Here is a 24,888-nt window from a genome sequence, read left to right on the forward strand (position 1 = left end):
CTCCAAGCGGACCATTGCCGCCCCTGTGATACGTAAGTGAGAGGAGGTAGGTTGTCGGCCCGCATCAGGACCCCTAAACAGGGCCCCAAGATCAGCCCCCTCGCGACATCCCTGCGATGTAAGGGTGGGGCTGTGTGCTGTCAACGTGGCACCCCGTGAGGGCGCCCGACCGAAAGGACGAACCGATGACCCGACTGACCCACCTGCTGGGCACCGCCGCCATGGCGCTGACCCTGGCCACCGCTGCCACCGCACAGGATGCCGCGACCGACGCACCGGCGACAGAGGCCCCCGCAGAGGCCCCGGCGACCGAAGCGCCCGCAACCGAAGCGCCGGCAACGCAAGCCGCCCCCGCAGAGGCAGCAGCCCCGACCGCAGACCCTGCGACCGTCGTGGCCACCGTCGACGGCACCGACATCACGCTGGGCCAGCTCATCATCGCGCGCGCGCAACTGCCGCAGCAGTACGAGCAGTTTCCCCCGGAGGTGATCTTCGAAGGCCTCCTCGATCAGGTCGTGCAGCAGCAACTGCTGTCCAACAGCCTGACAGAGGCGCCTGACCGTCTGAACTGGGCGCTCGCGAACGAGGAACGCTCGCTGCGCGCCGGCGAGGTCATTACCGACCTGTCCACCGCCGCCGTCACCGAAGAGGCCATCCAGGCAGCCTATGACGAGCTGTCCGCCGCCGCCGCGGCAGAGCCGGTGCAGGAGTGGAGCGCCGCCCACCTGCTGGTCGCGACCGAAGAAGAGGCGGTCGCCGCTGCGGCCCGCATCGAAGGCGGCGAGGATTTCGCCGCCGTCGCGACCGAAGTGTCCAGCGACGGCTCTGCCGCGCAGGGCGGCGATCTAGGCTGGTTCGGTCCGGGCCAGATGGTACCGGAATTCGAGACCGCTGTGGCCGACATGGAAGTGGGCGGCGTGTCCGCCCCGGTGCAGTCCCAGTTCGGCTGGCACCTGATCCAGCTGAACGAAGTCCGCGACCGTCCCGTCCCCGCACTGGACGAGATGCGCCCCGAGATCGTCGGTCAGCTGCAAGAGGCCGTGATCCTCGCCAAGATCGAGGAGCTGACGGCAAGTGCAGAGATCATCCTGCCAGAACCCGGTGCGATCGACCCCGCCGTGCTGACCAACACCGATCTGCTGGACAAGTAAACCATGGCACTCTCTCCGCTTGCGCCCACCGCCTTTCCTGACCTGCCCGTCATCGCGGGCGTCACCTTTGCGGCGGCGCAGGCGGGGGTGAAATACAAAGGGCGCACCGATGTGATGCTGGCGGTGCTTGCCGCCGGCAGCACGGTGGCGGGCGTATTCACACGCTCTGCCACGCGGTCGGCGCCCGTGCTGGACTGTCAGGCTAAACTGGCGGCAGACGGCGCCGGCGGTCCCGCCGCGATCCTCGTGAACTCCGGCAATTCCAACGCCTTCACCGGCAAGGCCGGCGTCACATCCGTCCGCGCGATCTGCGATGCTGTGGCCGATGCCACGGGTGTCCCCGCGGGGCGCGTGTTCACGGCGTCCACGGGCGTGATCGGCGAACCCCTGCCCCACGACCGGATCGTGGCAAAGGTGGCGGAACTGACGGCGGCACAAACGGCCACCGGCATGGCCGACGCCGCCCGCGCCATCATGACCACCGACACCTTCCCCAAAGGCGCTGCGCAGACCGTCACCATCGGCGGCAGGCCCGTGCAGATCGCCGGCATCGCCAAGGGGTCCGGCATGATCGCCCCCGACATGGCGACGATGCTGGTCTACATCTTTACCGACGCAATCATCGCACAGTCCCCGTTGCAGGCCCTGCTGGCGTGTCTGACCGATACGACGTTCAACAACATCACCGTGGACAGCGATACGTCCACCTCCGACAGCCTGATGATCGCCGCAACCGGTACATCCGGCGTCGATGTGACGGATGACGCGGATTTCGCCGGCGCGTTGCAGGCGGTCATGCTGGATCTGGCCCATCAGGTCGTCCGCGACGGTGAGGGTGCGACGAAGTTCGTGACCATCGCCGTGACCGGGGCCGCCAGCGACGCCGATGCGCGTCTGGTTGCCATGGCGACGGCAAACAGCCCCTTGGTGAAAACCGCCATCGCCGGAGAGGACCCGAACTGGGGTCGTATCGTCATGGCGGTCGGCAAGTCGGGCGCGCAGGCCGACCGCGATACCCTGACGATCCGCCTTGGCGATCTGGTGCTGGCGCGCGATGGATACCGCGCGCCGGAGTATGTGGAGGCCGACTGCGCGGCCTACATGAGACGTCCCGAGATCGACATCAACATCGACCTCGGGCTGGGCGATGGCACCAGTACCGTCTGGACCTGCGACCTGACCCACACCTACATCACGATCAACGCCGACTACCGCTCATGAAGGTCGTGCTCGTCTCGGCGGTCGCGCTGATCGACGTGGACGGGCGCGTGTTGCTGGCCCAGCGCCCCGCCGGCAAATCGCTGGCGGGCCTGTGGGAGTTTCCGGGCGGCAAGGTCGAACCTGGCGAGACGCCCGAACACGCGCTGATCCGTGAATTGCAGGAGGAGCTGGGGATCGACACCTGGACGTCCTGCCTGGCCCCGCTGACCTTCGCCAGCCACGCTTACGACGACTTTCACCTGCTGATGCCCCTGTTCGCCTGCCGCCGCTGGCAGGGCACGCCGCAGGCGCGCGAGGGGCAGGTGTTGAAATGGGTCCGCGCGCAGGACCTGTCGCAGTATCCGATGCCGCCTGCCGACATTCCCCTGATCCCGATCCTGCGCGACTGGCTGTAACGGCACTTTCCCTCGCTTTTTACTCAAATACTCAAAGAAAAAGGCCCGCCAGCAGCGCTGACGGGCCTTTGTGCAATGTGGGGAAGCGGTGCCGTTACAGCGTCCGCACGACCGACTCGCGCTCGAAGATCTCGATGACGTCGCCGGGGCGAACGTCCTCGTATTTCTCGAACGCCATGCCGCATTCCTGACCGGACTGGACCTCGGACACTTCGTCCTTGAAGCGCTTCAGCGTCTTCAGCGTGCCTTCGTGGATTACCACGTTGTCGCGCAGCAGACGGACGCCCGCCGAACGACGCGCCACACCTTCGGTCACAAGGCAACCCGCGACGTTGCCCACGTTGGAGACCTTGAAGACCTCCTTGATGTTGGCATAGCCGATGAAGTTCTCCTTGATCTCGTTGGAGAGCAGGCCCGACGCCGCCGCCTTGATGTCGTCCACGAGGGCATAGATCACCGAGTAGTAGCGGATCTCGACACCCTTCTGGTTGGCCACGTTCCGCGCCGTCGCATTGGCCCGCACGTTGAAACCGATCACGGGTGCGCCAGACGCTTCGGCCAGACCGATGTCCGTCTCGGTGATGGCACCGACACCCGAGTGCAGCACGCGGACGCGCACCTCGTCGTTGCCGATCTTATCCATCGCCTGCACGATCGCTTCGGCAGAACCCTGCACGTCGGCCTTGACCACGATGGGCAGCTCGCTGACGCTCTTGTTCGCCTTGGCGTTCGCCATCAGCTGCTCCAGCGTCGTCGCGGCCCCGATGGCGGCGCGCTTGTCCTTGGCGGCCTTCATCCGGTAGTCGGCGATTTCACGCGCCTGTGCCTCGGTGTCGACCACGTTCAGCACGTCACCGGCCTCTGGCGTGCCGTTCAGACCCAGCACCTCGACGGGTACGGACGGCCCGGCTTCCTTGACCCGCTCGCCCTTGTCGTCGATCAGCGCGCGGACCTTGCCCCACTGTTCACCGACGACAAAGATGTCGCCCTGACGCAGCGTGCCGTTCTGTACCAGAACGGTCGCGACGGGACCGCGGCCCACGTCCAGCTGCGCCTCGATCACCGCACCCAGGGCGGCACGGTTCGGGTTGGCGCGCAGTTCGAGGATTTCCGCCTGCAGCGCGATGGCCTCCAGCAGCTTGTCCAGACCCATGCCGGTCTGTGCCGACACTTCGACGTCCTGCACTTCACCGGACATCTTCTCGACCAGCACTTCGTGCTGCAGCAGGTCCGTGCGGACCTTGTCGGGATTGGCCGACGGCTTGTCCATCTTGTTGATCGCGACGATCATCGGCACGCCGGCAGCCTTGGCGTGATTGATCGCCTCGACCGTCTGCGGCATCACGGCGTCGTCGGCGGCCACCACCAGCACGACGATGTCGGTGACCTGCGCACCGCGCGACCGCATCGACGTGAAGGCCGCGTGGCCCGGCGTGTCAAGGAACGACAACACCTGACCGCTGTCGGTCGTCACCTGATAGGCGCCGATGTGCTGGGTGATGCCACCCGCCTCGCCCGCGACGACGCGGGTCTTGCGGATCGCGTCCAGCAGCGACGTCTTGCCGTGGTCGACGTGACCCATGATCGTGACGATCGGCGCACGCGGCAGCAGGTCGGCGTCCTTGTCCTGAACCACGTCGATGACCTGTTCCACGTCGCTGTCGGACACGCGGACGACCTTGTGGCCGAATTCCTCGATCAGCAGTTCGGCCGTGTCGGCGTCGATGGTTTCGGTCTGCGTGACCATCATGCCCATCTTCATCAGTTCCTTGACGACGTCCGAGACACGCTCGGCCATCCGGTTCGCCAGCTCGCCGACGGTGATCGCCTCTGGCAGCTGCACGTCCCGCACGACCTTCTCGCGCTCGACCTGACCGCCCATCGCCTTCTGGCGGGCACGGTCCTGCTTGCGCTTCATCTGCGCCATGGACCGCGGACGCGCACCTTCGCGCCCGGTCAGCGCGTCGTTCAGCGTCAGCTTGCCACCGCGGCGGGCGTCCGCATCGGTCTTGGGCTTGGTCGTGTCGCGGGTCTGCGCCTCGCGGTCGCGTTCGGTCGCCTTGCGTGGGGCGGACGACATCGGCCTGTCAACTTCGTTCACGCCCGGAGGCGCATCGACCTGCGGCGCGGGCGCATTGCGCACGGCCTCTGCGGCGCGCAGCTTCTTGGCCTCTTCCTCGGCCTTCGCCTTGGCGCGCTCTTCGCGCTCGCGGTCCTCGGCCTCTTTCGCCTCGATCTCGGTACGGCGGCGATCGCGCTCTTCGGCACGTGCGGCTTCGTCGGCTTCGCGCTTGGCGGCCTCTTCGACTTCACGCGACTTGGCCAGCGCCAATGCCTTCATCCGGCGGGCGAGTTCGACGTCCGAGATGCCGGCAGGCCGCTTGGACGGATCGCCACCCGCAGGCAGTCCGGCCGCCACGCCCGTCTTGGGCGCAGGGGTTCCGGGCTTTGGCACGACCACGCGCTTGCGCTTCGTCTCGACGACGACGTTCTTGGTGCGGCCGTGGCTGAAGCTTTGCTTCACGTTGCTCGGACGCGACCCGCCAAGGCCCAGTGGTTTCTTGCCGTCAGTATCGCTCATCTCGTTACGTATCCTTCCCGACAGCCATATTGCCGTCGTCAATCTCGCGGAGGCCTCGAAGTCTCGCGGCTTCCTCTACAACACGGTCGCTGAGTCCACCAGTCGCGAGCGCGCCGTGTATCACACTTTGCCGACCGAATGCCAAACCCAATTCAGCCGCCGTCAGGCAGCTGTAATATCTTGCCCCTTCGGGCGTCCAGAGCTTGGCCTTGCCACGCTCCGATCCGTCGCCGGCCTGCAGAAGGACGCGGACCCGCGCACCACCCGCCAACCAGCCCTTGACCTTCTCGAACCCGCAGACGGCCAGACCGGCCTTGCGGGCCATGGCGATCAGGTCCAGCGTACGCCGGACCAACTGCCGTTCCACCTCGTCCGTCAATCCGTCGGGAACCGTCACCGGCGCCTTGGCCGACCTGCTGAACTGCCCCTTGCGGGCGCGGTCCAGTGCGTCGCGCGTCGATGCGACATACATACCACGTCCGGGCAGCTTTCCCAAGATGTCAGGCACGACTTCGTGCGTCGGGCCGACCACGAAACGGATCAGGCCCGACTTCGGCTGCGTCTCGCCGGTGACGATGCACCGACGCTCCGGTCCGTCGTCCAGTGTCTTGCTGGCACCACCACGCGTCATGATCAGGGTCAGAGGCTTACGCCTCTGCCTCCGCATCGTCTTCGTCGTCCGCACCGTTCAGCTCGTCAGGATCGACCCAGCCCAGCGCCACACGCGCGGTCATGACCATCGCCTGCGCATCCTCCAGCGACACGCCGAACTTCTCCAGCACGCCTTCGTCCTTGTGACGCTCGCCCTTGACCACGGTCCAGCCGCCGGCCAGCTCCCAGTCGGCGCAGGTCGCAAAGTCTTCCAGCGTCTTGACGCCGTCCTCGGCCAGTGCGGCCAGCATCTGCGGCGTCAGGCCGTCGAACTCGACCAGCGAATCCTCGACACCCAGCTCGCGTGCGCGGTCCAGAGCCGCCTTGTTCTGCGCCTCGAGGTAGTCGCGGGCGCGGGCCTGCAGTTCGGCTGCCGTATCCGCATCGACGCCTTCGATGACCAGCAGTTCCTCGGCCTCGACGTAGGCAACCTCTTCGAGGTTGGTAAAGCCTTCGGACACCAGCAACTGGGCAAAGAATTCGTCCAGATCCAGCGTGTCCATGAACAGCTTGGTGCGCAGCTCGAACTCGGCCTGACGGCGCTTGGATTCCTCTTCCTCGGTCAGGATGTCGATATCCAGACCGGTCAGCTGCGACGCCAGACGCACGTTCTGGCCACGACGGCCGATCGCCAGCGACAGCTGCTCTTCGGGGACGACGACCTCGATCTTGCCGGCCTCTTCGTCCAGCACCACCTTGCTGACCTCTGCGGGTTGCAGCGCGTTCACCAGGAACGTGGGCATGTCCTCGTTCCAGGGGATGATGTCGATCTTCTCGCCCTGCAGCTCGTTCACGACGGCCTGCACGCGGCTGCCCCGCATACCGACGCAGGCACCGACCGGGTCGATGCTGCTGTCATAGGAGATGACGGCGATCTTGGCGCGCGAACCGGGGTCGCGGGCCACGGCCTTGATCTCGATGATGCCTTCGTAGATTTCGGGCACTTCCATCTTGAACAGCTCGGCCATGAACTCGGGTGCCGTGCGCGACAGAAAGATCTGCGGCCCGCGCTGTTCGCGGCGCACATCCTTGATGTAGCAGCGGATGCGATCGCCGGGGCGATAGGCTTCGCGGCCGATCTTCTCGTTGCGGCGCAGGATCGCCTCGCCGGAGCCCACGTCCACGATGACGTTGCCGTATTCCTCGCGCTTGACCTGACCGTTGATGATCGTGCCGGCACGGTCCTTGAAATCTTCGTACTGCTTGTCGCGCTCCGCTTCGCGGACCTTCTGCAGGATCACCTGCTTGGCCGACTGCGCGGCGATGCGCCCCAGCTCGACGGGGGGGACTTCCTCGACCAGCGTATCGCCGACCTTGGCATCCTTGATCCAGTCTTTCGCCGTTTCGACGGTGAACTGCGACTGGTAGTTCTCGTATTCCTCATCCTCGACCACGGTGCGGACGCGGGTGAACGTGGCGCGGCCCGTCTTGCGGTCGATGCTGACGCGGATGTCCATTTCGGCGCCATAACGCGACTTGGCCGCACGGGCGAGAGATTCCTCCATCGCCTCGACGACCAGACCGGCGTCGATGTTCTTTTCGCGGGCGACCGCCTCGGCGGTCTGCAGCAGCTCAAGCTGGTTTGCGGAAGTAATGGCCATCAGGTGTTCTCCTCATCCCCATCGATGATGGTTTCAATCTCGTCGAATTGCGCCTCGTCGATCTGGCCCGCGTCCTTGCGGCCGCGCAGCACGTCGCGGATCAGATCGTCGGTCAACACCAGCTTGGCATCCGACAGCCAGTCGAACTTCAGCCCGATGGTGACTTCGTCCTTGCCGTGATCGCCTGCGGCGATGGTGATCAGCACCTCGTCGTCCTCGACGCCAGCCAGCTCGCCCTTGAAGCGGCGGCGTCCGTCGATCAGCTGATCGGTCTCCAGCTTGGCCTCGAATCCCTGCCACTGCTCGAAATCCTTCAGGCGCGTCAGGGGGCGGTCGATACCGGGGCTGCTGACCTCCAGCGTATATTCGTCAAGGATCGGATCCTCCACGTCCAGCACGGCGCCGACGGCGGTGCTGATCTGGCCGCAGTCGTCGACCTCGATCGTGCCGTCGGGGCGCTGCGCCATGATCTGCAGGGTCGATTCCTTGCCGGTCATCAGACGGATGCGCACGACCTCGAACCCCATGTCCTCGATGACGGGGGTGATGATCTCTGCGATCCGGCGATCGATGGCCGCCTTGGCGATCAGGTCGTTCATGGAGTTTCTCCAAGCACAAAAAAACGGGCGCGCGGCCCGTTTGCAAATCCGGTTGGGCGCTGGGGGTGGAGGCCAGCACGCCGCTGTTAATGGATCTCTTAGAACAATCGTCGGCGGAACGCAACCCTCACAGCCCCAGCCGGTCGCGATCCACGGCAAAGCGGTCCATCGCCCGCACCAGTTCCGTGCTGATCCCCGGCTCCGACAGGGCGTGTCCCGCCCGCCCCACCAGCACCAGTCGCGCATCGCGCCACTGTTGCGCGAGGGTATAGGCCGAGATCGGCGGGCAGATCATGTCGTAACGGCCCTGCACGATCACGCCGGGAATCCCCGCCAGCCGGTCGGTCCGGGCAAGGATCTGGTGATCGGCGTCCAGCCAACCCTTGTGCTGGAAATAATGATTCTCCAGCCGGGCAAACGCGCGGGCGTAATCGACCGGGCTTTCGCCGGTCAAACCGTCGCTGTCCATCGACGCCAGCGCATTCTCCCAACTGCACCAGGCGCGGGCGAACTTCGCCTCGACAGGCATGTCGCCGGAAAACAGCCGCCGGTGATAGGCGGCGATCAGGTCGCCCCGCTCGTCCACCGGGACCAGTTGCACGAACCGTTCCCACAGGTCTGGCCAGAAGCGCCCCGCCCCGCCGCCATAGAACCAGTCGAGTTCGCCTTGGGTCATCAGGAACACGCCGCGCAGGGCAAGCGCCGCGACCCGGTCGGGATGCGTCTGTGCATAGATCAGCGCCAGCGTCGCCCCCCAGCTGCCGCCGAAGGCGATCCAGCGGTCGATGCCCAGCGCGGCACGGATCGCCTCGATGTCCGCGACCAGATGCCATGTCGTGTTCGCCACGACGCTGGCATGGGGCCGCGACCGCCCACAGCCGCGCTGATCGAACAGAATGACGCGATAGACCGTAGGATCGAAATAGCGCCGCATCGCCGGACTGCACCCGCCGCCGGGGCCGCCATGCAGCACGATCACCGGGATGCCGTCGGGCCGCCCGCATTGCTCGACATAGATCTTGTGACCATCGCCCACGTCCAGCACGCGCTGGTCGAACGGATCGATGGGCGGGTAGAGATGCGCGGATGTGCTCTTTTGGCTCGGGACGTTTTCCATGGGATGACTATATAGGGCGTCAGGGCGCGAAACCATGCCCATCCCGAACCGGAGACCGCCATGACTACCAACACGATTGACCCTGCCGAGGTCGCCAAGTTCGAAGCGATGGCATCCGAATGGTGGGACGAGACGGGCAAGTTCAAGCCGCTGCACATGATGAACCCCGTGCGGCTCGACTATATCACGCGCCAGATTGCGGCAGAGTTCGACCGCGACCTGCGCGGCGACCGTCCTTTCGCAGGTCTGCGCATCCTCGACATCGGCTGCGGTGGCGGCCTGTTGTGCGAACCGATGGCGCGGTTGGGGGCTGATGTGGTGGGCGTCGATGCCGCACCCCGCAACATTCCCGTCGCACAGATCCACGCCCAGCAATCGGGCCTGCAGATCGACTACCGCATAGGCACCGCCGAGGCACTGGCCGCGTCCCATGAGCAGTTCGACATCGTCCTGAACATGGAGGTGGTCGAACACGTAGCCGACCCGCTGGGTTACCTGACCGCCTGCCACGATCTGTTGAAGCCCGGCGGTCTGCACCTGTGCAGCACGATCAACCGCAACGCCAAATCCTTTGCCATGGCTATCGTCGGGGCCGAATGGGTCATGCGCTGGCTACCGCGCGGCACCCACGACTGGGCCAAGTTCATCACTCCGGACGAGCTTTTCGACCTGCTGCGCCGCGCCGGCCTGACTCCGGTGGATCGCACCGGCTATGTCTTCAATCCGCTCGGGTTCACGTGGTCTGTGTCACCCGACGATCTGTCGGTGAACTACGTCACCGCCGCGACGAAGCCCGCCTGACCCATTGATCCGACCAGACAATCCCGCGCACTCCTGCCCGGTCCGCTGGCACATCAGGCCGGACCGGACAACCGCGCCCGCAACGCCCGCAGCACCGGCAGCGTTGCGCGGGCCCGGTCCTCGCCCACCGCGGCCACCACGTCGGCCACCAGCGGACTGATCGCGGCGATCGCCGCGTTCCGGGCCGCCAGCCCGGACGGACTGATCGCCACCATCTTGCGCCGCGCGTCGTCCCAGTCCGGGCGCACATGCACCCATCCCGCCCATTCCAGCTTGGCCAGCGTGTTGGTCATTGCACCCCGCGTCAGGTGCAGCGTCTGCGCGAGTTGCGCGGGCGTCCGTTCCGTCCCGCTATGCGCCAGATGGTTCAGCACGGAAAAGTGCGACAGCTCCATCCCCTTGGGCAGCACCCGTGCCATGCTGGCACGCGCAAGTTGATCGACCGCCAGCAATTCGCTGAACAGCGTCACGGCAAGGTGCTGGGTCTGGTCCGACATCAGGGGCGCTCATAGGGGCGGTCATGGCTCAACGACGGTACGCGTGCCCGCGACCTTGCCACCAGATCCAGATCCAGATCAACCATCGTGATACCGGGTGCCGTCCCCGCATCCGCCAGCACTGTCCCCCAGGGATCGACGGCCAGACTGTGCCCCCACGTCTTGCGTGCCGTTCCCGCCTGTGCCGGATGCGTGCCGGACTGCGCCGCGGCCAGCACGAAACACCCCGTCTCGATCGCACGCGCACGCAGCAGCACCTCCCAATGGGCGGCCCCCGTGACGGGAGAGAACGCGGATGGCACCAGCAGAACCTCTGCGCCCGCCTGCGCCAGCGCCCGGTAAAGCCCCGCGAACCGCAGGTCGTAGCACACGCTCAACCCCAGCCCGACGCCGTCCGTCCGCGCCACCACCGCCCGGTCGCCGGGCCGATACCCCGCCGACTCGCGATAGGTTTCGGTCGCAGAGACGGTCACGTCGAACATGTGGATCTTGTCGTAACGCGCAAGGATCGCACCATCCGGACCCAGCAGGAAACTGCGGTTTGCGAACCGACCGTCCGCATCGGGCGTCTTCACCGCCAGCGACCCGATGGCCAGCGTCACGCCCAACCGGGCCGCCTCTGCGCGCAGGGCGGCCAGCGTCGGATCATCCTCCTCGCGCGACAGGACGGCCTTCTGCCGGTCGCGGCTGGCACTGACGCAATTCGTCACCTCCGGCGTGCAGATCAGCGTGGCACCCTGCGCGGCCGCTTCGGCCACCATCCGGCGCACGACGGCAAGGTTTGCCACCGGATCGTCGCCGCTCGTCAGTTGCAGCAGGGCGGCCCTCATGCGGTCAGCAGGGCGTCCAGCTTGCCCGCCTTGTCGAGGGCAAAGAGGTCGTCGCATCCGCCCACATGGGTGCTGCCCACGAAGATCTGCGGGACCGTGCGCCCGCCGTCCGACCGCTGCATCATCTCGGCCCGCCGCTCCGGCTCTCGCGCCAGCGAGATTTCGGTGAAACTGACTCCCTTGGTCGTCAGCAACCGCTTGGCCGCATGACAGAAGCCGCAGGTGGGCGTGGTATAGATCTCGACGGGTTGCATGGACACACTCCTGATGCTGTTGCGCCCAATCTAGGTGTCGCGCACCACCCGCGCCAGTGTCAGAACGCAGACCCGGGCGGCACCTGCCGCCAACGCAGCGTCCGCCGCCGCCGTCAGGGTTGCGCCCGATGTCATGACGTCGTCCACCAGCAGCACCGGCCGCCCCTGCAGCAGGTGCGTCCGCCGGGCATGCGGTGCGATGGCACCGTGCAACGCGGCAAAGCGTGCCTCGCGCCCGACCGCTTCCATCTTGGGCGACCGCACCACACGACGCAGGGCGTCGGGGACATGGGTGGCCCCCAGCCCCCGCGCGATCAGCCGCGACAGCAGCGCCGCCTGGTTGTAGCGCCGCGACAGCAGCCGCGACCAGTGCAGCGGCACCGGGACCACCACCATGTCGGGCGTCGCGATCTGCCGCCCCGCATGCAGCATCCAGCGTGCGGCGGGCACCGCAAGGTCGGTCCTGTCGCCATGCTTCAGATTCAGCACCATCTGCCGCCCGATCCCGTCATAGACCAGCGCCGACCGCCCCTGCGTCCATGGACGCGGCACCGTCATGCAGTCGTCGCAGGCCAGCGTCGCGGTGCCATGCCCCATCAGCGGCGCGCCGCAGATGTCGCAGGCCAACCCGTGGATGAACTGCGTCTCGCGCCAGCAGGATCCGCACAATCCGTGCTCCTCCGCCGTCTGCGCCTCGCAGGCGACGCATTGCGCGGGATAGATCGCCCGGATGACGCTTTGCATCTTCATCGCCCGCTCCTATCTGGGGATCATGCAGACCCTGACAGATTCCACCGCCCTGACCCGCAACCGTGCCCGCGCCACGACCACGTTCCTGCGGGACCGCGTCGCCGCCGATGTGCAGGAAAGACTGCAAGAGGTTAACAGGACGTTCACGCAGCCCCTGATCGTGACGCCCACACCTGCGATCTGGGCGCGGATCCTGCCGGATGCCGCCACGATGCCGCCAACTGACGTGCTCGATGTCCGCCCCGGCGTTCATGACCTCGTGATCCACGACCTGTCGCTGCACTGGGCCGACGATCCGGTGGGCCAGCTGGTGCAGGCGCGCCATGCACTGATGCCTGATGGCCTGTTCATCGGCACCCTCTTCGGTGGTCAGACGCTGCACGAATTACGCGCCTGCCTCGCGCAGGCAGAGGCGCAGGTGACGGGCGGCCTGTCGCCCCGTGTCGCGCCCATGGCCGAGATCCGCGATCTGGGTGGCCTGCTGTACCGCGCGGGCCTCGCGCTGCCGGTCGCAGATGGCGATACGCTGCGCATCCGCTACCGCGACGCGCACGCACTGATGCACGACCTGCGCACCATGGGAGAGGGGAACGCACTGGCAGCCCGCCAGCGTCATGCCACCCGCCGCGCGGTCATGGCGGTTGCCGCCGACCTCTATGGCACCCACTTCGCCCACCCCGACGGCGGCATCACCGCCACGTTCGAGGTCATCACCCTGACCGGCTGGGCGCCCGCCGACAGCCAGCCGCAGCCCTTGCGGCCCGGTTCGGCCACGGCGCGACTGGCTGACGCATTGGGAACGGCGGAAACTCCGCTTAGACCGCAGGGCGATTGACCTGAGACCATTTCCCGTTATCTCGCACCAGAATACGGGACAGGAAAGAAGATGGACATGTTCGACCACAAGCCGACGGACCGCCCTGCGACCTGCCCCGTGCACGCCGCCCCCGACCACCCGGCGGTGAAACCCGCCCGCGTCGGCATTCTGCTGGCCAACCTCGGCACGCCGGACGGCTATGATTACTGGTCGATGCGTCGCTATCTGTCGGAATTCCTGTCGGACAAGCGCGTGGTGGATTATTCCGCCTGGATCTGGCAGCCCCTGCTGCAACTGGTGATCCTGTCGAAACGCCCCTTCACGTCCGGTGCGAACTACAAGTCGATCTGGAACGAAGAAGCGAACGAATCGCCTCTTCTGACGATCACCAAACAGCAGACCGCATTGATCAAGGCGCAGATGCAGGCCCGCTATGGCGACGACGTGCGCGTGGATTTCTGCATGCGCTACGGCAACCCGTCCACACCGTCCAAGGTGCGCGAGATGGTCGAGGACGGCTGCACCAAGATCCTGTTCTTCCCACTTTACCCCCACTACGCCGGTGCCACATCCGCGACCGCCAACGACAAGTTCTTTCAGGCGCTGATGAAGGAAAAGTGGCAGCCCACCGCCCGCGTCGTCGATCCCTATTTCGAGGATCCGGCCTACATTGACGCCCTCGCGCAATCGATCGAGCGCGCGTATGCCAATGCGGCGGAACGTCCGCAGGTCCTCGTCTGCTCGTACCACGGCGTGCCCGAACGCTACCTGCGGGAAGGCGATCCCTACCATTGCCAGTGCCAGAAGACGACGCGCCTGCTGCGCGAGCGTCTGGGCTGGGACAAGACAGAGATCCGGACCACCTTCCAGTCCCGCTTCGGACCAGAGGAATGGCTGAAACCCTATACGGTCAAGGAAGTCGCCCGTCTGGCGCAAGAGGAAGGCATCAAACGCATCGCCGTCTGCGCCCCCGCCTTTTCCGCCGACTGCATCGAAACGCTGGAAGAGATCAACGAAGAGATCAAGGAATCCTTCGAGCATGCGGGCGGAGAGCATTTCACCTATATTCCCTGCCTGAACGACGACGCAGCCCATATCGATGCGCTGTGCGGCATCATCGACCGCAACCTCTCCGGTTGGCTCAAGACCTGACCCGGCGCGCCGCACGCCGCCCCCCCTCGCTTTTTGATAAGTACTCTCGCCGAAGGCTCGCCCCGTCCGGGGCGATCGTTCTGCGATACGGGCATTGGCCTTGCAGCCGGCTCATGGTCATATGCGCCCGTTCACAGATCGAAAGCGCGTCATGTCCATCTCGTCCCGCCTTGCGCCGCACCAGCGCGTCTTCGCCGCCTTTGCCATCTATGCCTTTGCGCTGGGCAACCTCTTTCCGCGTCTGCCCGCGATCAAGGATGCGATGGGGGTGCAGGAAGGGGCGCTGGGCCTCGCCCTGATCGGGACGTCGACGGGCACGCTGATCTCGCTCACCCTCGCGTCGCAGATCATCGCGCGGCTGGGCGGGCACCGCACCGCGCTGTTCATCCTGCTGCCCTGCATGGCGCTGTTCTTTGCCATCGCGGTCAACGCGACGGGACCGGTCGCGCTGTATTTCCTGCTGATCCCCGCGGGCCTGACCATGGGCGCGATCGAGGTCATCGTGAACGTCGAGGCGGACCGGACCGAGGCCGCATTGGGTCGCCGCATCATGAACCGCGCCCATGCCTTCTGGAGCTTCGGTTTCTTCGGGGCAGGCATCTTTGGCGCGGTGATGGCGCAACTGGGCGTCCCGCCCGCGATCCATCTGGCGGGCATCCTGCCGCTGACGATCCTTGTGGTCTGGCTGTTGCTGTCGGATTTTCAGCCGGGGCCAAAGCGCAGCACCGAAACCGCCGATGACACCCCGGCCATCGCGCGGCCGACCATGGGCATCATGGTGCTGGTGGGCGTGTCGCTGTCGGCGATGCTGTTGGAAGGCGCCAGCATCGACTGGTCCGCGATCTACATGAGTTCGGTTTTCGATGCGGCGCCGTTCCTCGGTGGACTTGCGGTCGCCACGACGGCGCTGACGCAGGCGATCACCCGCTACAACGCAGATCGCATCGTGGACCGCCACGCTCCGGATACCGTCGCGCGGATCATGCAGGTGGGGATCATGCTGGGGATCGTCGTGGTGTTCGTCGCCCCGAGCCCTGCCATCGCGCTGCTGGGCTTCGCCCTGATCGGCGCGGGCACTTCGGCGATCTTTCCGCTTGCGATGAGTGCGGCAGCCCAGCGCAGCGACCGTGCCGCCGCCGTGAACGTGGCCGCACTGGCGCAGTTTTCCTTCGTGATCTTCCTGCTGGGTCCGCCGCTGCTGGGTTTCGTGGCCGAACATGCGGGGCTGCGCTGGACCTTCGGGATCGGCCTGCCACTGGTGGTGCTCAGCTTTGCGCTGTCGGGCGCACTGGGCTCGAAACCCATCGGGGACCGCTAGAATCGCGAACGGGGACGCCACCGGCGCCCCCGTTCCTGATGATCGTCCACTATCCTCAGATCAACAGAACCCTTTGGCAAGCTGACGCCTGTTTCGAAGCTCCGCGATAGCAGTGCTATACATCCGGCAGGGCCACCGCGACGAGATGGCTGGCCTGCCCCCCTCTCGAAATCGTGTCGCGTTGCGCTAATTCTGCAACGCAACGGCAACGCGTTCTGACCGGATTGCCCCTGTGCAACCATCCGGCAATTCGCGCAACCGGCATTTGAACTGCCGGGACGATCCCGCTAAGAGGGCTGCATCGCCACAAAGGGTGCCTTCATGCTACGACAGTCCATACTCATCGCGATGACGGCGCTCGTCCTGACGGCATGTGGCCGCGCGCCGCAGGGCCAGATCGGCCCGGACGGTCTGCCGTTGCCGCAGGTCTACCGCATCGAGGCAGGCGATACCGACGCCATCCAGTTCCGCATGCTGGACAGCGTGAACACGTTGCGCGCTGCCGCCGGTGTCCCGCCGGTGGCACTCGATCCGCAGTTGAACGCCGCCGCCGCAACCCATGCCCGCGACATGTCGGTGCAGAACCGTCCGTGGCTGTTCGGCTCCGACGGCTCCTCGCCGCTGGACCGCGCCCGCCGCGTCGGGTTTCAGGGCAGCTTGCTGGGCGAAGCGATCTCGGAATCCTACGAGACCGAGTTACAGACCCTGTCCGCGTGGATGGAGCAGCCGGATACCCGCCGCGTCGTCCTCGACCCCTCTGCGCGCCGGTTGGGCGTGGCGTGGTTTCAGGAACCTGCTGGCAAATTGTGGTGGGTGATGAACGTGGGGACTGACAACGTGCCGATGGCCGCCCCCGCCCCGTTCGCTAACGCGTCGCTGGGCCAATAGGCCCGGATCACGGATAGATGTAGATCGGCGTGCCGTCCGGCACCATGGCGTAGATGTCTTCCATCTCGTCATTGGTGACGGCGATGCAGCCATAGGTCCAGTCGGACTTGCCCATCTGGCGGGCCGGCGTGCCGTGGATGAAGATGTCGCCACCGGGACGCTGCCCCATCGCCGCGGCACGCGCGATATCGTTGGCATTCGGATAGCTGATGCCGATGGACAAATGAAAGCTGCTGTTCGGGTTCCGGCGGTCGATGCGATAGGCGCCCTCCGGCGTCCTGCCGTCGCCTTCGACGGCCTTGTGGCCGGTCGGCGCGAACCCCAGTTCCATGTCGTATTCCTTCAGCATCACGTTTGCGCTGAAGATCTGGAGCTTGCGACGCGCCTTGAACACCTGCACCCGTGTCACCTTGGGACCGTCGTAGCGCTTGAATCTCGTCGGTTGGGGTCGCCCGCAGGCTGCAAGCGCGGCACCCATGGCGCCAAGCACCAACATACGTCTGTTCATCGTCATCGCTGCGTCCCGCTCGGTCTGTGCTGTCGGTCTGTTGCCGACCTGAAAGACCGATACACCAGCCTGCCGCACGATCAAAGCATCGCTGGCCCGGTCGGCTTCACGCCCGCGTGAGCGATGCGACCATCTCGACATGCGGCGACCAGCGGAACTGGTCCACCACCTGCACCCAGTCGACGCGGTAGCCGCCCGCGACGAGTGCGGCCACGTCCCGCCCGAACGTCACGGGATTGCACGACACCATGGCGATCCTGTCCACCCGGCTGCCGGCCAACGTGGCCACCTGCGCCGCTGCCCCAGCGCGCGGCGGGTCCAGCACGACGGCGGAAAACGGAGCGAGCTCATCCGGTTCCAGCGGGCGACGGAACAGGTCGCGGGCGACACCCGTGACGCGGCGCAAGCCCGGTGTGGCGCGCCACCCCTTGTCCAGTGCGGCGATCATCGCGGCGTCACCTTCGACGGCGAGTACCTCTGCCCCCACGGCCAGCGGCAGGCTGAAGGTGCCAGCCCCCGCGAACAGGTCGGCGACACGCGGTGCATCGCCCACGATCTCGATCACGGCGGCGCGCAAGGCATCCTCGCCGTCCTGCGTCGCCTGCAGGAACGCACCGGGCGGCGGCAGGACCGTCGCAGGCCCCATGACCTGAACCGGCGGGTTGATCGTGACCACCGTCTCGTCGCCCCAAGTCAGCCGCGCCAATCGGTGCGTCTGGGCAAAGGCCGCAACCTCGATCCGCAACGGATCGGTCAGGCGCTGTTCCGTCTGCACCAGCACGTCGAGGCCCGCGCGGGACCCCGTCACGGTCAGCGCCACCTCGCCCTTGCGGGATGCGGTGATGACGGTCAACGCCTCCAGCATCGGGATGGCGGCACGCAGGGTGGGCGTCACCAGCTGACAATCGGGGACCGCCACCAGCACGTCGGACGCACGGGCGTGGAAGCCGACCATCGCGCCCTTCTTCGTGCGCCGACCCGAGAATTTCGCCCGCCTGCGCGCCTGCGGCGGAGAGGTGTGGATCGGCCGGAACGGCGGTTCCAGCCCGTGCGCATGCAACGCGCGTTCCACCACCGTCTGCTTCCACGCCGCCACGAACGGATCGCTGGCGTGTTGCAGCGCACAGCCGCCGCAGGTGCGAAAGTGGCGGCAGGGCGGTGCCACGCGGTCGGCGGACGGTGTCAGGATCTGCGCCGTGCCGTCGTCGCGCAGGGCCACGACCTCTCCCGGCAGGGTGCGCGGGATCAGGGTGTCGTCGTTGGCACGGCCAGCGCCCAGATGGGTCAGCCCTTGGATCGTCAGTGTCACGCGGCATCCTCGACGGTGATGAAGCCGCCGGATTGCCTGTTCCAGTAGCGCGCGTAAAGCCCGTTCATCGCCAGCAGCGCATCATGGTCGCCCTGTTCCACGATCCGGCCCCGGTCCATGACCACGATACGGTCCATCTGGCGCAGGGTGGACAGGCGGTGCGCGATGGCGATGACGGTCTTGCCCTCCATCACTGCATCAAGGGCTGTCTGGATGCTCGCCTCCACCTCGGAATCGAGGGCACTCGTCGCCTCGTCGAGGATCAGGATCGGCGCATCCTTGAGGATCGCGCGGGCGATGGCGACGCGCTGGCGCTGCCCGCCCGACAATTTCACGCCACGCTCGCCCAGATGCGCGTCATAGCCGCGCCGCCCGGTGTGGTCGCGGATGCTTGCGATGAATCCATCCGCCTCGGCCCGTGCGGCGGCGGCGCGCACGTCCGCTTCGGTCGCATCGGGGGCGCCATAGCGGATGTTGTCGCGGGCGGACCGGTTGAACATCGCGGTTTCCTGCGTGACCATCCCGATCTTGCGCCGCAGGCTTTCCTGACGGACGTGGCGCAGGTCCTGACCATCGATGGTGACGGCACCGTCCTCTGGATCGTAGAGCCGCAGCAGCAGCGCCACGAGCGTCGATTTCCCCGCCCCGGACCCGCCGACGATGCCCAGCTTTTCACCCGCGGCGATGTCCAGCGCGATGTGGTGCAAGCCCGCCTCGCCACCGCCATAGGTGAAGGTCACATCGTCGAGCCTGATGCGCCCGGCGGTCAGGTCCAGATCGACGGCGTCGTCCGCATCCGACAGCGCATGCGCCTTGGACAGGGTGCGGATCGCATCCTCGACCTCGCCCACGTTGGAATACATGCCCATCAGCGTGAAACTGACCCAGCCGGTCATCTGCGCCAGCCGCAGTCCGATGGTGCCAGCCACGGCGATGTCGCCCGCCGTGGCCTGCCCCGCCTGCCACATCACCAGCGTGATGCCTACAAGCAGCACTGGCAGCACGCCCGCCAGCGTCATCAGCCAGAACCGGAACCCTGCACTGACCCAGCCGAAGCCCAGTGAATCCTCGCGGAACTTCTCCATCGCATCGGTGGCGGCACGATCCTCGTGATCCGCGTGTGCGAACAGTTTCACGGTCTTGATGTTGGTGATCGTGTCCACGACCTGCCCCGTCACCATCGCACGGCTGCCCGCCCGCAGTTTCGAGGTTTCGCGGATACGCGGCATATAGATCCGGATCAGCCCGACATAGGCGGCCATCCACACGGCCAGCGCGAAAGCGGACCAGCCATCGATGCCGGTCAGCAGGATGATCGACCCGATGACCGAGGCCAGCGCATAGAAGACCGTCTGGATCGTATCCACGCCCAGATCGGTCGTCGCACGGGCCGCCTGCATCTGCTTCTGACTGATCCGCCCGGCGAAATCGTTGTCGAAGAACGTCACCGACTGCCCCAGCGTGTGACGATGCAGCCGCGACAGCACGAGGTTATAGACCGCAGGCGCGATCACCACGCTTTGCATCAGCCCCGACAGGCCCAGCACCAGCGGGCGTGCGACCACAAAGAACAGCCCCACCCCGATCAGCAGCCACAGGTTCTCTCCAAAGAAAGCGCTCGGCGTGCCAGCGACTGCCGTGTCGATCACGCGACCGAGATAGAGCGCGGCCAACACCTCCAGCACGCCGGACAGGGTGCTGAGGACCGCGCCCGCGCTCATCGCACCGAAACTGCCACGCAGCGCCCAGCGCAGAAAGGCCATCAGCGTGTCGGGCGGTGGGCCGTCCGCGCGGGCAAAGGGGTTGATCCAGTCGGCAAGTTTCATGCGTCGTCCCCCAGAAATCCGCCCGACTGCCGCGCCCAGAACCGGGCATAGCGCCCGTTCAGCGCCAGCAGGTCGTCATGACTGCCATCCTCGACGATGCGGCCATCCTCCATCACCACGATGCGGTCCATCCGGGCAATGGTGGACAGGCGGTGCGCGATGGCGATGACGGTCTTGCCCTCCATCATCGTCTCCAGCGTGTCCTGGATCGCGGCCTCGACCTCTGAATCGAGCGCACTCGTCGCCTCGTCCAGCATCAGGATCGGCGCGTCCTTCAGGATGACACGGGCCAGCGCGATGCGCTGCCGCTGCCCCCCCGACAGTTTCACCCCCCGCTCGCCCACGCGGGCATCGTAGCCACGCCGCCCCTCGGTATCCTCCAGCGCCCCGATGAAATCATGCGCCTGCGCCTTGCGCGCAGCGGCGATCATCGCGGCCTCCGTCGCGTGGGGCGCACCATACAGGATGTTTTCGCGCACGGACCGATGCAGCAACGCCGAGTCCTGCTGCACCATGCCGATGGCCTGCCGCAGGCTGTCCTGCGTGACGGCGGACACGTCCTGTCCGTCGATGCGGATCTGGCCCGTCTCGGCGTCGTAGAACCGCAGCAACAGTTTCACCAACGTGGATTTCCCGGCACCGGAGGCACCGACGAGGCCGACCCTCTGACCCGCAGGGATCGTCAGGTCGATGCGGTCCAGACCACCCTTGGCCTTGCCGTAATGGTGGCTCAACCCCTGCAGGTCGATCCGTCCGGCCGTCACCCGCAGCGGCACCGCGGTGGTTGCGTCCGTCAGCGTCACGGGCTGGCCGATGGTCTGCAACCCTTCCGACACGACGCCCAATTCCTGGAACAACTGGCTGACCGCCCACATGATCCAGCCGCTCATGCCGTTCAGCCGCAGCACGAGGGCGGCAGCGGCAGTTACGACACCCACCGTCGCCAACCCGTTCAGCCACAGCGACAGCGCCCAGCCGACGACGCCCACCACCAGCACGCCGTTCAGGAACACCAAGGCCAGATCCATGATCGTATAAAGGCGCATTTCACGCATCAACGTCGTGCGCGACCCTTCGATGGCGTCCTTGGCATAGGCGAGTTCCGCATCCGCATGGGCGAACATCTTGACCGAATGCACGTTGGTATAGCCGTCCACGATCCGCCCGGTGACGACGCTGCGGGCGTCCGACGATGCCTCCGACGCGGGCTGGATACGGCGGATCACCCAGCGCAGCAGGAACAGATAGGGGATGAACCACGCCAGCAGCGGCAGCACCAGCCGCAGGTCCGCATCCGCCAGCAGCACGAAGGCACCGATCAGGTATGCGGCCGCAAAGGCCACTGCCTCGAAGAACTGGTTCATCACGGACGCGACCGCGTTCGGCGTCTGCATCACGCGGTTGGCGATGCGCCCGGCAAAGTCGTTCTCGAACCAGCCGACGGACTGGCGCATCACCTGCCGGTGCGCCCGCCAGCGCGCCAGCGCGGTCAGGTTCGGGTTGATCGTCTGGTTCAGCAGCGCCGTATGCGCCGTCTGGATCAAGGGCCGCAGCGTCAGAAAGAACACCGCCATCGCGATCAGCTCGACCCCATGATCCGCCCAGAACACATCCGGCGACTTGTCCAGCAGATCGACGAGGCGCCCTAGATAGCCGATCAGCGCCACCTCGATGAAGGCGACCATGGTGGACAGCACCGCCGTCACCACAAAGACGCGGTGGAACGGGTGGGTGTAATCCCACAGGAACGGCATCAGCCGCGCGGGCGGTGTGTCGGTCTCCTGATACGGCGTATAGGGATCGACAAGGCGTTCGAAGTATCCAAACACGGGGACGGCCTTTGTCTTGTCAGGGGTCTGATGTAGGCCCGTGACCGGCAAAGGGAAACCCTAACCCAGCAGATCGGCGCGGGTCAGCGTGAAACCGGACGCGATCCAGCGCACCTCGGCGGCCTTCAGCGCGGCACCCAGGGCGGGCCCTTGCAGGGCCGGCATCAGGTCGGCGGCGCGGATCGGCAGGACCTGCCCCGCGCCGCGCCGCGCCATGGCGATGTCGCGGGGGTCGATCGGTTGCGACAGGCTGGCGGCCATGACGGCGATGCGGTCGATGGCAATGGTTTCGCCGTGACGATAGCCCGCTTCGCCCGCGGAGATCTGCGTGTCGCGCAGGATTTCCAGCCGCGCCGCTTCGGCGTTGGACAGGCGCAGGCGCGCGGGATCGCCACCCAAGGCCGCCAGACGACGGATCGCATCGGGGGGCAGACCCGCCTCCCCTTCCAGATGCACCAGCACGGCCAGGGCATCGGGTGCGGCACCGGGCAGCACGCGCCACAGGGCACCGCAGGCGGCCATGCTGGCGACGGCGGGCGCCGGGTCGGCGGCCGCCAGCAGCTTGCGCATTTCCTGCCCGATGCGTTCGGCGGACAGCCGGTCGATGCCGTCGAGATTGCCTGCACAGGCCGCCAGCCCGTTCGCGTCGATGCCAAGGTCCGGATCGCCATACCACGCGAAGAACCGGAAAAAGCGCAGGATGCGCAGGTAATCCTCGCGGATGCGCGCATCCGCGTCGCCGATGAACCGCACATGCCCCGCCAGCGCATCGGGCGCCCCGCCAACCGGATCGCAGAGCGTGCCATCGGGTGCCACATAAAGCGCGTTCATCGTGAAATCGCGACGCCGGGCATCCTCGTGCACCGTCGTGGCAAAGGCGACGGTCGCGTGCCGCCCGTCCGTGTCGACATCCCGGCGGAATGTCGTCACCTCGAACGGTGTGCCGTCCACCACCACGGTCACCGTGCCGTGGTCGATGCCGGTCGGCACCACCTTGAAACCGGCTGCAACCCCAAGATCGGAGACTGTCTGCGGCACCGCATCCGTGGCGATGTCGATATCCGACGCCCCCGCCCCGATCAGCGCGTTGCGCACGCAACCGCCGACGAACCACGCCTGATGTCCCGCGTCGGTCAGCATGGTACAGACCGCCTGCGCGCCCGGTTCGGTCAGCCAGTCGGGCGTGATCCTCATGGGGTCAGCCTGTCCGCCAGCGCGCGCAGGATGCGGGCCGTGGCCCCCCAGATGTAATAGGGGCCGTAGGGGACCGCATAGTAATGCCGCATCTGCCCCTGCCAACGCCGCCCCTGCACGGTGAACCGCGCGGGATCGGCAAAGTGGGACAGGGGCACCTCGAACACCTCGCTAACCTCGCCCGTCTCGGCGCGCGGGGTAAAGTCGCCGCGGATCAGGCTCAGGACGGGCACGACCGTGAACCCCGTCACCGTCTCGTGCGCCGGCATCAGGCCCAGCACATCGACGGCCGTGCGCGGCAACCCCACCTCCTCCTCCGCCTCGCGCAGGGCAGCGTCGGTCAAGGTCAGGTCTGTCGCGTCCTGCTTGCCGCCCGGAAAGGCGATCTGACCGGGATGATGGCGCAGGGTGGGACTGCGTTTCGTCAGGATCACGGTCTGCACGTCGGGACGGACGGCCACCAGCACGGCCGCGGGCCGCAACATCTGCCCCGTGGGGCGCAGCACCCCACGGTTCAGGTCATAGTCGGTGGACGGCTGGCCTGACCGGGCCAGCGCCGCCGTCAGTCTGTCGCGCAGGTCAGTGACCACCGCCAGCTGCCGCTTCCGCCTCGAACCCCAGTGTGTCGGGCTGGAATTCGTAATGCGCGCCGCAGAACTGGCAGTCCGCCGTGACGATCCCGGCGTCGGTGATCATCGTCTTGATGTCCTTGGCCGAATAGATCGACAGGCTTTGCCGCACACGGTCTGCCGAACAGGTGCAGCCAAAGGTGACGGGCTGCGGGTCATAGACGCGTGGCTGTTCTTCGTGGAACAGGCGCACCAGCAGGTCGGTGGGCTGCACCGTGGGGCCGATCAGCTCCAGCGCATCGACGGTATCCAGCAGGATGTTGGCGCGCCGCCAGTTTTCGCCCTCGTCCGCATCCAGAATGTCGGCGGCCTGCATCAGGCCGTCTTCGCCGGACCCGCCCAGATCACGCGGCATCAGCGGCGACGCCTTTGGCATGTGCTGCAGCATGACGCCACCGGCGCGCCACTGCTCGCCCTCGCCCCGCAGCGTGCTGCGGCCGTGGGTCAGCGAAAACCGCGTCGGGATCTGTTCGGACTGCGCGAAATACGTCTCCGCACAGGCCGACAGCGATCCGCCCGCCAGCGGCGTGATGCCCTGATAGGGTATCGTGCCTTCGCCCTGATCGATCAGGATGGCGAAATAACCCTTGCCGATCTGTGCAAAGGCATCGGCAGAGGCATCGATCGTATCCTTGTCATAGGACGCATAGGCGCGCATCCGCGCAGGCTCGCCGTCGTCGGTCGGGCCGTAGTAGTCGGTCGCGATCAGCCGCACCGGGCCGCCCGATCCGCGCACCTGCAGCGACAGTTTCCACCGCAGTTTCATGGTCTGCCCGATCAGCGCGGTCAGCAGACACATCTCGGCCACCAGCCCTTCGATCAGGGGCGGATAGTCGTGCTGGCGCAGGACATCCTCCAGCACCCCGTCCAGCCGGGCGACGCGGCCCCGGATGTCCGAGGCGTCGAGCTGGAACGGCAGGACGGTGTCGTCCCAGGCGATACGAGAGCCGAGGGTCATGGGCTTTCCTTA

Annotated in this window: 24 protein-coding genes; 8 read left to right on the plus strand and 16 right to left on the minus strand. The window is 66.5% G+C overall.

The features are described from left to right. Nucleotides 1-185 precede the first annotated feature (185 nt). The 3 genes from BMX16_RS08685 to mutT are packed head-to-tail and all read left to right on the plus strand — an operon-like array spanning nt 186 to nt 2,767. Nucleotides 186-1,151, plus strand: a complete 966-nt coding sequence (locus BMX16_RS08685) for a peptidylprolyl isomerase (protein ID WP_089901818.1) — start codon at nt 186-188, stop codon at nt 1,149-1,151. Nucleotides 1,152-1,154: 3 nt separating this feature from the next. Next, nucleotides 1,155-2,372 (plus strand): bifunctional glutamate N-acetyltransferase/amino-acid acetyltransferase ArgJ, encoded by a 1,218-nt coding sequence (gene argJ / locus BMX16_RS08690; RefSeq protein ID WP_089901821.1) that lies wholly within the window; start codon nt 1,155-1,157, stop codon nt 2,370-2,372. Then, on the plus strand, nt 2,369-2,767 hold the full coding sequence (gene mutT, locus BMX16_RS08695; RefSeq protein WP_089901824.1) for an 8-oxo-dGTP diphosphatase MutT: 399 nt from the start codon (nt 2,369-2,371) through the stop codon (nt 2,765-2,767). The genes argJ and mutT overlap by 4 nt, the downstream gene beginning before the upstream one ends. A gap of 94 nt (nt 2,768-2,861) precedes the next feature. Here mutT and infB read toward each other — a convergent pair whose 3' ends face one another. From infB to pip, 5 genes are all read right to left on the minus strand, one after another. Next, nucleotides 2,862-5,348: a translation initiation factor IF-2 gene (gene infB, locus BMX16_RS08700; protein WP_089901827.1), complete on the minus strand. Its 2,487-nt coding sequence runs from the start codon at nt 5,346-5,348 to the stop codon at nt 2,862-2,864. A gap of 4 nt (nt 5,349-5,352) precedes the next feature. After that, nucleotides 5,353-5,979, minus strand: a complete 627-nt coding sequence (locus tag BMX16_RS08705; protein WP_089902060.1) for an RNA-binding protein — start codon at nt 5,977-5,979, stop codon at nt 5,353-5,355. A gap of 16 nt (nt 5,980-5,995) precedes the next feature. After that, complete coding sequence (gene nusA / locus BMX16_RS08710; protein WP_089901829.1) at nt 5,996-7,600, minus strand: transcription termination factor NusA; 1,605 nt, start codon at nt 7,598-7,600, stop codon at nt 5,996-5,998. Further along, nucleotides 7,600-8,199, minus strand: coding sequence for a ribosome maturation factor RimP (gene rimP, locus BMX16_RS08715; RefSeq protein WP_089901832.1), 600 nt, complete (start codon nt 8,197-8,199; stop codon nt 7,600-7,602). Before rimP ends, nusA begins: the two co-directional genes overlap by 1 nt. A 127-nt stretch (nt 8,200-8,326) precedes the next feature. After that, nucleotides 8,327-9,316 carry a prolyl aminopeptidase gene (pip, locus tag BMX16_RS08720; RefSeq protein WP_089901835.1) on the minus strand — a complete coding sequence of 330 codons (990 nt, stop codon included), beginning with the start codon at nt 9,314-9,316 and terminating at the stop codon, nt 8,327-8,329. A gap of 60 nt (nt 9,317-9,376) precedes the next feature. Between pip and ubiG the strand changes: the two genes are divergently transcribed. Continuing rightward, nucleotides 9,377-10,117, plus strand: a complete 741-nt coding sequence (gene ubiG / locus BMX16_RS08725; RefSeq protein WP_089901839.1) for a bifunctional 2-polyprenyl-6-hydroxyphenol methylase/3-demethylubiquinol 3-O-methyltransferase UbiG — start codon at nt 9,377-9,379, stop codon at nt 10,115-10,117. Nucleotides 10,118-10,170: 53 nt separating this feature from the next. On the opposite strand, the gene BMX16_RS08730 is transcribed toward ubiG, so the two are convergent. Genes BMX16_RS08730 through BMX16_RS08745 form a run of 4 tightly spaced genes read right to left on the minus strand, consistent with a single transcriptional unit; the run spans nt 10,171 to nt 12,448 of the window. Further along, nucleotides 10,171-10,614 (minus strand): MarR family winged helix-turn-helix transcriptional regulator, encoded by a 444-nt coding sequence (locus BMX16_RS08730; protein WP_089901842.1) that lies wholly within the window; start codon nt 10,612-10,614, stop codon nt 10,171-10,173. Continuing rightward, on the minus strand, nt 10,614-11,444 hold the full coding sequence (locus BMX16_RS08735) for a carbon-nitrogen hydrolase family protein (protein ID WP_089901845.1): 831 nt from the start codon (nt 11,442-11,444) through the stop codon (nt 10,614-10,616). The genes BMX16_RS08730 and BMX16_RS08735 overlap by 1 nt, the downstream gene beginning before the upstream one ends. Further along, nucleotides 11,441-11,698, minus strand: coding sequence for a glutaredoxin 3 (gene grxC / locus BMX16_RS08740; protein ID WP_089901848.1), 258 nt, complete (start codon nt 11,696-11,698; stop codon nt 11,441-11,443). Before grxC ends, BMX16_RS08735 begins: the two co-directional genes overlap by 4 nt. A 30-nt stretch (nt 11,699-11,728) precedes the next feature. Further along, a complete protein-coding gene (locus BMX16_RS08745; protein ID WP_089901851.1) occupies nt 11,729-12,448 on the minus strand; it encodes a ComF family protein in 720 nt (239 codons plus the stop codon). On the opposite strand from BMX16_RS08745, the gene BMX16_RS08750 reads away from it, so the two are divergent. From BMX16_RS08750 to dalA, 4 genes are all read left to right on the plus strand, one after another. Beyond that, nucleotides 12,429-13,283, plus strand: coding sequence for a methyltransferase domain-containing protein (locus tag BMX16_RS08750; protein WP_245731439.1), 855 nt, complete (start codon nt 12,429-12,431; stop codon nt 13,281-13,283). The genes BMX16_RS08745 and BMX16_RS08750 overlap by 20 nt on opposite strands. Before the next feature lie 51 nt (nt 13,284-13,334). Then, nucleotides 13,335-14,417 carry a ferrochelatase gene (gene hemH, locus BMX16_RS08755; protein ID WP_089901854.1) on the plus strand — a complete coding sequence of 361 codons (1,083 nt, stop codon included), beginning with the start codon at nt 13,335-13,337 and terminating at the stop codon, nt 14,415-14,417. A 151-nt stretch (nt 14,418-14,568) separates the two neighbouring features. Further along, nucleotides 14,569-15,735, plus strand: coding sequence for an MFS transporter (locus BMX16_RS08760; protein ID WP_089901857.1), 1,167 nt, complete (start codon nt 14,569-14,571; stop codon nt 15,733-15,735). A gap of 321 nt (nt 15,736-16,056) precedes the next feature. Further along, the gene (dalA, locus tag BMX16_RS08765; RefSeq protein ID WP_089901860.1) at nt 16,057-16,623 is read left to right on the plus strand and encodes a divisome-associated lipoprotein DalA; all 567 of its coding nucleotides are present in this window, start codon (nt 16,057-16,059) and stop codon (nt 16,621-16,623) included. A 7-nt stretch (nt 16,624-16,630) separates the two neighbouring features. On the opposite strand, the gene BMX16_RS08770 is transcribed toward dalA, so the two are convergent. The 7 genes from BMX16_RS08770 to hslO form a co-directional block, all read right to left on the minus strand. Continuing rightward, entirely contained in the window at nt 16,631-17,131 is a 501-nt protein-coding gene (locus BMX16_RS08770; RefSeq protein ID WP_089902065.1) for a L,D-transpeptidase family protein, read from the minus strand. A gap of 106 nt (nt 17,132-17,237) precedes the next feature. After that, the gene (locus tag BMX16_RS08775; RefSeq protein ID WP_177174618.1) at nt 17,238-18,434 is read right to left on the minus strand and encodes a class I SAM-dependent RNA methyltransferase; all 1,197 of its coding nucleotides are present in this window, start codon (nt 18,432-18,434) and stop codon (nt 17,238-17,240) included. 2 nt (nt 18,435-18,436) lie between these two features. After that, complete coding sequence (locus tag BMX16_RS08780; RefSeq protein WP_089901866.1) at nt 18,437-20,266, minus strand: ABC transporter ATP-binding protein; 1,830 nt, start codon at nt 20,264-20,266, stop codon at nt 18,437-18,439. Then, the gene (locus BMX16_RS08785) at nt 20,263-22,095 is read right to left on the minus strand and encodes an ABC transporter ATP-binding protein (RefSeq protein ID WP_089901869.1); all 1,833 of its coding nucleotides are present in this window, start codon (nt 22,093-22,095) and stop codon (nt 20,263-20,265) included. The genes BMX16_RS08780 and BMX16_RS08785 overlap by 4 nt, the downstream gene beginning before the upstream one ends. Before the next feature lie 60 nt (nt 22,096-22,155). Continuing rightward, a complete protein-coding gene (locus BMX16_RS08790) occupies nt 22,156-23,289 on the minus strand; it encodes a CCA tRNA nucleotidyltransferase (protein ID WP_089901871.1) in 1,134 nt (377 codons plus the stop codon). Beyond that, a complete protein-coding gene (locus BMX16_RS08795; RefSeq protein WP_089901874.1) occupies nt 23,286-23,879 on the minus strand; it encodes a CoA pyrophosphatase in 594 nt (197 codons plus the stop codon). The genes BMX16_RS08790 and BMX16_RS08795 overlap by 4 nt, the downstream gene beginning before the upstream one ends. Next, nucleotides 23,869-24,876 carry an Hsp33 family molecular chaperone HslO gene (gene hslO, locus BMX16_RS08800; protein ID WP_089901877.1) on the minus strand — a complete coding sequence of 336 codons (1,008 nt, stop codon included), beginning with the start codon at nt 24,874-24,876 and terminating at the stop codon, nt 23,869-23,871. The genes BMX16_RS08795 and hslO overlap by 11 nt, the downstream gene beginning before the upstream one ends. Nucleotides 24,877-24,888: the final 12 nt, after the last annotated feature.

This window comes from Loktanella fryxellensis (assembly GCF_900110065.1).
Lineage (GTDB): Bacteria > Pseudomonadota > Alphaproteobacteria > Rhodobacterales > Rhodobacteraceae > Loktanella > Loktanella fryxellensis.

What these genes read in the sequence shown, in the direction of transcription:
- BMX16_RS08685 (WP_089901818.1), top strand. Translation starts at nt 186, where the DNA reads ATGACCCGACTGACCCACCTGCTGGGCACCGCCGCCATGGCGCTGACC.
- argJ (WP_089901821.1), top strand. Translation starts at nt 1,155, where the DNA reads ATGGCACTCTCTCCGCTTGCGCCCACCGCCTTTCCTGACCTGCCCGTC.
- mutT (WP_089901824.1), top strand. Translation starts at nt 2,369, where the DNA reads ATGAAGGTCGTGCTCGTCTCGGCGGTCGCGCTGATCGACGTGGACGGG.
- infB (WP_089901827.1), bottom strand. Translation starts at nt 5,348, where the DNA reads ATGAGCGATACTGACGGCAAGAAACCACTGGGCCTTGGCGGGTCGCGT.
- BMX16_RS08705 (WP_089902060.1), bottom strand. Translation starts at nt 5,979, where the DNA reads ATGACGCGTGGTGGTGCCAGCAAGACACTGGACGACGGACCGGAGCGT.
- nusA (WP_089901829.1), bottom strand. Translation starts at nt 7,600, where the DNA reads ATGGCCATTACTTCCGCAAACCAGCTTGAGCTGCTGCAGACCGCCGAG.
- rimP (WP_089901832.1), bottom strand. Translation starts at nt 8,199, where the DNA reads ATGAACGACCTGATCGCCAAGGCGGCCATCGATCGCCGGATCGCAGAG.
- pip (WP_089901835.1), bottom strand. Translation starts at nt 9,316, where the DNA reads ATGGAAAACGTCCCGAGCCAAAAGAGCACATCCGCGCATCTCTACCCG.
- ubiG (WP_089901839.1), top strand. Translation starts at nt 9,377, where the DNA reads ATGACTACCAACACGATTGACCCTGCCGAGGTCGCCAAGTTCGAAGCG.
- BMX16_RS08730 (WP_089901842.1), bottom strand. Translation starts at nt 10,614, where the DNA reads ATGTCGGACCAGACCCAGCACCTTGCCGTGACGCTGTTCAGCGAATTG.
- BMX16_RS08735 (WP_089901845.1), bottom strand. Translation starts at nt 11,444, where the DNA reads ATGAGGGCCGCCCTGCTGCAACTGACGAGCGGCGACGATCCGGTGGCA.
- grxC (WP_089901848.1), bottom strand. Translation starts at nt 11,698, where the DNA reads ATGCAACCCGTCGAGATCTATACCACGCCCACCTGCGGCTTCTGTCAT.
- BMX16_RS08750 (WP_245731439.1), top strand. Translation starts at nt 12,429, where the DNA reads ATGACGCTTTGCATCTTCATCGCCCGCTCCTATCTGGGGATCATGCAG.
- BMX16_RS08745 (WP_089901851.1), bottom strand. Translation starts at nt 12,448, where the DNA reads ATGAAGATGCAAAGCGTCATCCGGGCGATCTATCCCGCGCAATGCGTC.
- hemH (WP_089901854.1), top strand. Translation starts at nt 13,335, where the DNA reads ATGGACATGTTCGACCACAAGCCGACGGACCGCCCTGCGACCTGCCCC.
- BMX16_RS08760 (WP_089901857.1), top strand. Translation starts at nt 14,569, where the DNA reads ATGTCCATCTCGTCCCGCCTTGCGCCGCACCAGCGCGTCTTCGCCGCC.
- dalA (WP_089901860.1), top strand. Translation starts at nt 16,057, where the DNA reads ATGCTACGACAGTCCATACTCATCGCGATGACGGCGCTCGTCCTGACG.
- BMX16_RS08770 (WP_089902065.1), bottom strand. Translation starts at nt 17,131, where the DNA reads ATGAACAGACGTATGTTGGTGCTTGGCGCCATGGGTGCCGCGCTTGCA.
- BMX16_RS08780 (WP_089901866.1), bottom strand. Translation starts at nt 20,266, where the DNA reads ATGAAACTTGCCGACTGGATCAACCCCTTTGCCCGCGCGGACGGCCCA.
- BMX16_RS08790 (WP_089901871.1), bottom strand. Translation starts at nt 23,289, where the DNA reads ATGAGGATCACGCCCGACTGGCTGACCGAACCGGGCGCGCAGGCGGTC.
- hslO (WP_089901877.1), bottom strand. Translation starts at nt 24,876, where the DNA reads ATGACCCTCGGCTCTCGTATCGCCTGGGACGACACCGTCCTGCCGTTC.